Below are 237 nucleotides of genomic sequence, written 5' to 3'. Positions count from 1 at the left end.
AGACGCGATGTTAAAGCTCGACGAGCTTATGGCCAGTATGGTCGTGCTACTTACAGCGGGAAGCGATATCGAATTTGCATCCAGGCACGTGAACAACGTGCTGGTGATCCGTGAAAACGCTCGAAAACTCGTCAGCAAGGATGAGAACAAACGTGCGGAGGGCATGGATTATCTGATCCGGTCCAAAGTCGGCGAAGCGAATGGGGAGGCTGCAAAACTTCTTTTCGCTCGGATGAA

The 237-nt window shown here is 51.5% G+C and carries 1 protein-coding gene; it reads left to right on the top strand.

Going from position 1 to position 237, the window contains the following annotated elements; translation table 11 throughout:
* The coding region (locus tag R0J88_RS23435) for a hypothetical protein (RefSeq protein ID WP_410901381.1) at positions 1-237 on the top strand (237 nt) is incomplete at both ends.

It is taken from the genome of Pseudoalteromonas sp. SIMBA_162, assembly GCF_046535955.1.
Taxonomy (GTDB): Bacteria; Pseudomonadota; Gammaproteobacteria; order Enterobacterales; family Alteromonadaceae; genus Pseudoalteromonas; species Pseudoalteromonas marina.
The sequence above is the reverse complement of the archived record's forward strand: the minus strand, read 5'-3'. Positions and strand labels throughout refer to the sequence as shown.